Raw genomic sequence first — 6,055 nt, 5'->3', positions numbered from 1 at the left:
TCGGTGCAAGACAACCCCGATGCTGCACGCATCCTCTGCTACACGAACCGCACCTTGGATCGTCTTGTGCCCCATGCACGCCGTGCCATCCATGGCGAGATGGCGGATCAGATGCCGGTGCTGCCAGGTGAGGTGCTGATCAGTCGCACTGCGGTGATGGCACCGGCCTCAAGGGATGGTGAAGAGGCTGGCGAAGAACCCGACATGGTGCTGGGCTCCAACCGTGAAGTGACGGTGCGTGACGTCAAGCCGGAGGCCTGTGATCTGGCGGACTTCGGTTTGTCGTCCGCCGACGGACCCGTGCCGCTGATCGAGACCCTCTCCGCATCGGTGAATGCGGGAGATCTGGAGCTCACCCTGCGCCTGCATCCACCGTTGGGCAGCTCTGGTCGTCAGGAGCTCGATGCGGTGATGCAGCGCCTGCGCCAGCAGGCCCGTGATGCCGGCAAGAAAAACGGTCGCGCGATCTGGCGCCAGTACTTCTTGATTCGTGATGCCTTTGCCTCCTTGGGTCCGGCGGCGGTGCTCACGGTGCACCGCAGTCAGGGCAGCAGCTTCGGCGATGTCTTTGTGGCGCCGGATGTGTTCCGGGCCGATCCAGCCATCCGCCAGCAGCTCTGTTACGTCGCTGTGTCCCGGGCTCGCACGGGGGTTTGGTTGCTTGGAGGCGAGACGTCGTCTGACCTGCGCACCGCCTGGCAGCGCGAATTCGACAACACGAGAGAACCCAAATGAATCAGCTGATCATCAGCCCACTGATGCCCTGCCAGCCCAGATAGGCCCCTAGCGCGAAACTGAGGCTCCCCACCACCAGTTCTCCCCGGCGGAGCAGGGCGCTTTTGCCGCGTTGCAGTAGCGGAAGAACCCGCTGGCGTCCGATCAACACCGCCAGAAATGGCATCAGAAGAAGGACACTAGCCGCGGCGCTGAACCCTGCGCTGCAGGCAATTTCCTCACGCAAAGGCAACTGTGCGGCCAGGATCACAGCTGCGCTTTTGGCAAACAGCAGCAGGTCGTCGGGACTGACCACCTCGGTGACGCTGCTGATCAGCAACAGCAAGGGAAGCGGCATTGCTGCGAAACGATCCACTGCGCCGCTCCAGGTTGGGGTTGCTCCGTCATCCAGCACCCCTCGGATCAGTTCACGCCCGCCCAGGGCGATCAAGGCTCCGCCGCCGATCAGATCAAGTCCTGTGCGGTGGTCAGATCCCTGGGTCATGTCCAGGAGCAGTCCATGGCCCAGCGTCAGCAGACCGATGACTGCCAAGGCGCTGGTCAGTAGCCACCCACCCAGAAACAAGCCACCACGCCGCAGGGGCGATGCCCCCAGCAGCAGCAGCAGCATCAAAACGATATGAATAGGCGAGAGTGCTATGCCAAGCCCGTAGGTCAGCAGCTCCGTCCAGATCCTGGGTTCCGCCATTCATTCAGGTTAAGAACCTCGATCGTGGATGTTCGACCAGGGCCTTGCTCAGAGTCGCAAGATCAAGGCGGCCAGGCCAATACTCACCCCCAGACTCACAACGCCGAGAATGGCTCTCCAGAAGGCTCTGTCTTTGGTGTCAAGGAAGTTGCTCAAGGAAAGCCAGGTTCTTTAGTCGTCAGTTTTGCCACCTGTCAGCAGGTAGGGAAAGGTGCGATGGATCGGGCGGTTCAGCGACCGCAGTGTTTTGTTGTAGTGAATGTCGGCGACCACGCTGTAGCGGCGCCCCAGAATCAGTGCACGGTCTAAATCGGCTTCACAGCTGCGGATGTCGGTGCGTACTGGGCGTGCCTGATCTGACACCGGTTTGGCAGCAGGAATCAACGCCGAAAACTGTCCTTCCCTGTTCCTCCAGTTCTGACAGGCCTCGAGGGCCTCTGTCGCCGAATCGAACACCTGCTTCGTTGTCTCCCGTCGCGTGCTCATCGCCTCCATGCCGAGCAGGGGCAGTGCTGTGAGTAAGAGGACAAATCCGAAGCGGAGCATGCGTCAGGCGCGAAGGTCCTGCTTCAGCCGTAGCTAGGTGGGCTGCGCGTGGCAGCGTCCTTCCCAATATTTTCGCTTGCGCGTTTCAGTACCGCACTTCGAACCAGTCATCGCCTGTCACAGGGAGCTGGCTTGGTTTCACCCGAAGCACTCGCGCGCCCGGAGGTCCGACCTCACACCAGGCCCGAAGTTCAGACAAGGCGAGTGGTGGGCCTTCGGCTTGCACTTCGACACTGCCATCGCTTTGGTTGCGAACCCATCCGCTGATGCCGAGATCAAGGGCGCGCCGACTGCAGCTGGCGCGGAATCCCACCCGTTGGACGCGTCCCTCGATCACCCAGCGCCAGCGTTCGACGAACGGTTGGATCCTTTGGTATCGCTGGCGGCTGACAAACCGTTTGGCGATCGCTTCTCCCCGGCTTCGAGCGCGGCGCGCCATCGGGAGCAAATCGTCGTAGAGCTGGCCCAGTGCAGGTGTACCCAGCTCGCGTGAACCGTCTGATCGACCCATCCTTCCGAATGTCGATGGACTTTCCATCCCTCAATGTCCCACAGCACTGATCGGTCTGAGGGCTGCCGATTGGTGTGCAGCTCCCAACGGTGAAATTCGTGGCCAACGAGCTGTTGACCGCTCTGAACTACAGGGCTGTCTCGCCGAGCCTGCAGGCGGCGGTAGCCCACGTGCAGCCGGCCACGCTGGGCTGTGAACGGAAGAATGCCCGTCATGTTGTGCCCGTTTCCATCGAGGTCCTGAAGCCTCTGTCCGAGCACGAGCATCCCACCGCATTCGGCGTAGACCGGCCGGTGCTGCACGAACTGTCGGAGAGACCTCAGGCTTTGTTCACAGTCGCTGAGTTGGGCTGCATGCTGCTCTGGGAAGCCGCCCGGCAAGATCAGCCCCCTGGCTTCCGCAGGGATGGGCGCATCGGCAAGGGGACTCCAACGGAGCACGGGCATGCCCATCTGCTCCAGCAGTTCACAGGTTTCCTGGTAGCGGAAGTGAAAGGCAGCATCACTGGCAAGAGCCACAGGAAGGGGTTGCCCCTTTACCGCTGGGATGTCGGCCAGAGGATGGGGCCCTTGGCGGGGTGCCAGAAGCAAGGGCACCAGGCGTTCCATGTTCAGATGCTCGCTGGCCAGAGCGGCCCAGGCTTGGCGTCGTTGTTCGGGAGCTTTCAATTCATGGGCAGGGGCCAAGCCGAGATGACGGCCCGGCAGGGCAAGGGCCTCGGTGCGCGGTAGACAGCCCAGCAAAGGCACCTGCATGCGGTCAAGTACCTCGCCGAGGAGCTCCCGGTGCCTGGGGCTGCTGACCTTGTTCAGTACCACTCCGGCGATTGCCAGGTTGGGATCGTGATCGCGGAATCCGCGAACGAGGGCGCCGAGTGAGGCGGCCTGACCCCCGGCATCCAGCACCAGCACCACCGGCAAGCCCAGCAGGCGGGCCACGTCTGCGGTGCTTCCCGTTTCACTGCTGCCGATGCCGTCGAACAGCCCCATCACTCCCTCCACGAGGGTTAGGTCAGCGACTCCGCCATAACCGTGAAACGCCCGTCGAACCCAGTCTTCTCCGCACAAATTGAGATCGAGATTGCGACAGGCCTGACCGGAGGCTTGGCTCAGCAGCTGGGCATCGAGATAGTCCGGCCCAACCTTGAAGGGTTGGATCCGTCGTCCGTTCTGCTGTGCCCAGCTCAACAGCGCCAGGCTCAGCAGGGTCTTGCCGCTGCCACTGGCTGGTGCAGCGATGACGGCGGCCATGGCTTAGACGCGGCTCAGCCCAGCAGCCTGGCAGCCAGTGGTGCAGCAGCTGCCAGGAGGGGGTTGGTGCTGTCGTGACCGCCGCCGAGCAGTCGGGCGACATCCATTTCCGGGGTGTCGTGCTGAACGGGAACAACTTCTTCGTGCAGCTCGAGGTTGGCCATGCCGCCACCTTCCAAACGCATGCAACCCCCGGATTCAGCGCAGAGAATCACACACACGCCTTGCCCGTTCTCCGGCTCAGCAATCAGTCGAAGCCCCACCATCTGTCCCGCATGCACGTTGGGCTGGCCCGTCGGTACAGCCATCAGTTGAAAGCGCACCTCCGTGTCATCGGAACGCTTGAACAAGGCTGATGTGCCGTCGTCGGTCGCGGCTGAAGAGACCAGCGTCCAGCCGAGCCGATCGGCGATCCAGGCGGCAAGCAGCAGTCCTTGGGCGGGATGATGTCCCTCGACATCGACGTCCAGGCGTGTGATGTGGCTTAAGGCATCACGCTGTTGCGGCGGGTCAAACACCATGGCGAGGGTCTCGCGCCAGCTGCGCAATCGCAGCCAGTTGAGATCGTTCACCGCCTGGCCGTTCTCCACGCGGGAGCGCAGCAGGTCAAGGCACTGATGCGGATCACCCATCGCTGTATCGATGATCAGACGCCGGGGCGCGCTGGTCAGCCGCTGCATCAGGTCCGGCGCTTCGTCCATGCATCCGTTCCACCAGACCCAGGCCGGCATCGATGACGGCAGCAGCGGTTCGAGAATTGAGAGTCCCTCATTAAGGGCGCCATGGCCACCCCGCAGAACCACGACATCACCACACGCGGTGGTGCCACCGCCTTCTTCAGGCAGCGGGCAGTAGGCGGCCACGAGTGTTTCCAAGGACTGCTCCGCATCGATCGTTGGTGCCAGGGTGATCAGGCGCCGGGGCATCAGTGCACTCAGGGCTGGATCGATGTACTGCCCACGCAGGTCTTCTGCACTGGCCTGTCCCCCAAAATCAGCCACCGCCTTCACTACGGCCCCATCGAGGGGAGGTGTGCTGAGGGGGAGGTCGGCATCCATCACCGCCTGGCGGCCCGCAGCGATTAAGGGGGCGGACTGCTGTCCGGTGATGGGCCCAGGCAGGCGGCCACTGCGGATCAATTGCTGCTCGGCCCAGGCGGGTTGCCAGATCAGCAGGCAGAAGGTGTTCGCACCGGTGCCCGTGCTGCCCTGCTGCTCGGGGGACCAGAGCTGCTCGAGGTAGTGGGGTACCTCCGCAGGTGCCAGTTCAAGCGGGGTTTGCAGGGTGAGCTGAGGGGACATCGTGACGGAGCAGCAGGGAGTGGAGCGGGACGTGGAAAGCTGAGAAACAGGGCAGTTATGGGCGTCGCCAGAGCAGTCCGTCTTTTGCCAGTAGGGCATCCGCTGCGGCAGGCCCCCAGGTGCGTGATTCGTAGGGATGGACCGGCAGCTGCCAGGGGCTGTCTTCAATCAGCTCCAGCAGAGGGGTGTACAGACGCCAAGCGGCTTCCACTTCATCGCTGCGGGTGAACAGGGTGGGGTCGCTGAGCATGGCGTCAGCGAGGAGCCTCACATAGCCTTCATCGGAGGGTTCTCCGAACGATTCGTCATAGGAGAATTCCATGTCGATGGGGCGACTCCGCATCCCAGATCCTGGTGATTTCACCTCGAAGCGGAATTCAGCACCTTCATCCGGCTGGATGCGCAGAATGAGCTGATTTGCGGTGGGACCTCCGGTGGCCGCATCAAATAGATGCACCGGTGCCTCGCGGAAGGTGAGCACCACCTCACTCATGCGCTTGGCCAGGCGTTTGCCGGTGCGCACATAGAACGGAACGCCCTGCCAGCGCCAATTGTCGATGAACAGTTTCATCGCCACGTAGGTCTCGGTGGTGCTGTTGGGATCCACACCTGGTTCATGGCGGTAACCAGTCAGGGGTGATTCCGCTGAACCACCGGGACCGTACTGGCCGCGGATGCAGCAGTTCCAGGGCTCGAGCTCGTCAGCGAGCCTGGCGGACTGGAGCACCTTGGCTTTTTCGTTGCGGATGGCTTCCGGATCAAAGCGACCTGGAGGTTCCATGGCGGTGATCGCCAGCATCTGTGTCAGGTGGTTCTGCACCATGTCCCTCAGGGCACCTGCCGATTCGTAGTACCCGGCGCGCTCCTCCACCCCGACGGTTTCAGCTGCGGTGATCTGAACACTGGAGATGTAATTGCGGTTCCAGATCGGCTCGAAGATCGTGTTGGCAAAGCGCAGAACCATGATGTTCTGGACGGTTTCCTTGCCCAGGTAATGGTCGATGCGAAAGATCTGGTTCTCCTG

Annotated in this window: 7 protein-coding genes; 1 reads left to right on the top strand and 6 read right to left on the bottom strand. The window is 62.4% G+C overall.

Annotated features, from left to right (window positions below):
* Positions 1-735: ATP-binding domain-containing protein (locus FZZ88_RS11645; RefSeq protein WP_230332885.1), on the top strand; the 735-nt coding region annotated here is incomplete at its 5' end.
* A 1-nt stretch (position 736) separates the two neighbouring features.
* On the opposite strand, the gene FZZ88_RS11640 is transcribed toward FZZ88_RS11645, so the two are convergent.
* The 6 genes from FZZ88_RS11640 to zwf form a co-directional block, all read right to left on the bottom strand.
* Positions 737-1,423: a GAP family protein gene (locus FZZ88_RS11640; protein ID WP_166017281.1), complete on the bottom strand. Its 687-nt coding sequence runs from the start codon at positions 1,421-1,423 to the stop codon at positions 737-739.
* A 171-nt stretch (positions 1,424-1,594) separates the two neighbouring features.
* Positions 1,595-1,969, bottom strand: coding sequence for a hypothetical protein (locus FZZ88_RS11635; RefSeq protein WP_166017280.1), 375 nt, complete (start codon positions 1,967-1,969; stop codon positions 1,595-1,597).
* An 85-nt stretch (positions 1,970-2,054) separates the two neighbouring features.
* A complete protein-coding gene (locus FZZ88_RS11630; RefSeq protein ID WP_230332886.1) occupies positions 2,055-2,336 on the bottom strand; it encodes an acylphosphatase in 282 nt (93 codons plus the stop codon).
* Entirely contained in the window at positions 2,303-3,730 is a 1,428-nt protein-coding gene (locus FZZ88_RS11625) for a cobyrinate a,c-diamide synthase (RefSeq protein WP_166017278.1), read from the bottom strand. Before FZZ88_RS11625 ends, FZZ88_RS11630 begins: the two co-directional genes overlap by 34 nt.
* 14 nt (positions 3,731-3,744) lie before the next feature.
* Positions 3,745-5,031 (bottom strand): glucose-6-phosphate dehydrogenase assembly protein OpcA, encoded by a 1,287-nt coding sequence (locus FZZ88_RS11620; RefSeq protein ID WP_166017277.1) that lies wholly within the window; start codon positions 5,029-5,031, stop codon positions 3,745-3,747.
* 55 nt (positions 5,032-5,086) lie between these two features.
* A partial coding sequence (gene zwf, locus FZZ88_RS11615) for a glucose-6-phosphate dehydrogenase (protein ID WP_230332884.1) occupies positions 5,087-6,055 on the bottom strand: 969 nt, incomplete at its 5' end.

Origin of the sequence: Synechococcus sp. PH41509 (genome assembly GCF_020514285.1) — a bacterium.
Lineage (GTDB): Bacteria > Cyanobacteriota > Cyanobacteriia > PCC-6307 > Cyanobiaceae > Parasynechococcus.
The sequence above is the reverse complement of the archived record's forward strand: the minus strand, read 5'-3'. Positions and strand labels throughout refer to the sequence as shown.

Bases quoted from the DNA above. Each gene is read 5' to 3' on its own strand.
- FZZ88_RS11640 (WP_166017281.1), bottom strand. From the start codon at position 1,423: ATGGCGGAACCCAGGATCTGGACGGAGCTGCTGACCTACGGGCTTGGC.
- FZZ88_RS11620 (WP_166017277.1), bottom strand. From the start codon at position 5,031: ATGTCCCCTCAGCTCACCCTGCAAACCCCGCTTGAACTGGCACCTGCG.
- FZZ88_RS11635 (WP_166017280.1), bottom strand. From the start codon at position 1,969: ATGCTCCGCTTCGGATTTGTCCTCTTACTCACAGCACTGCCCCTGCTC.
- FZZ88_RS11625 (WP_166017278.1), bottom strand. From the start codon at position 3,730: ATGGCCGCCGTCATCGCTGCACCAGCCAGTGGCAGCGGCAAGACCCTG.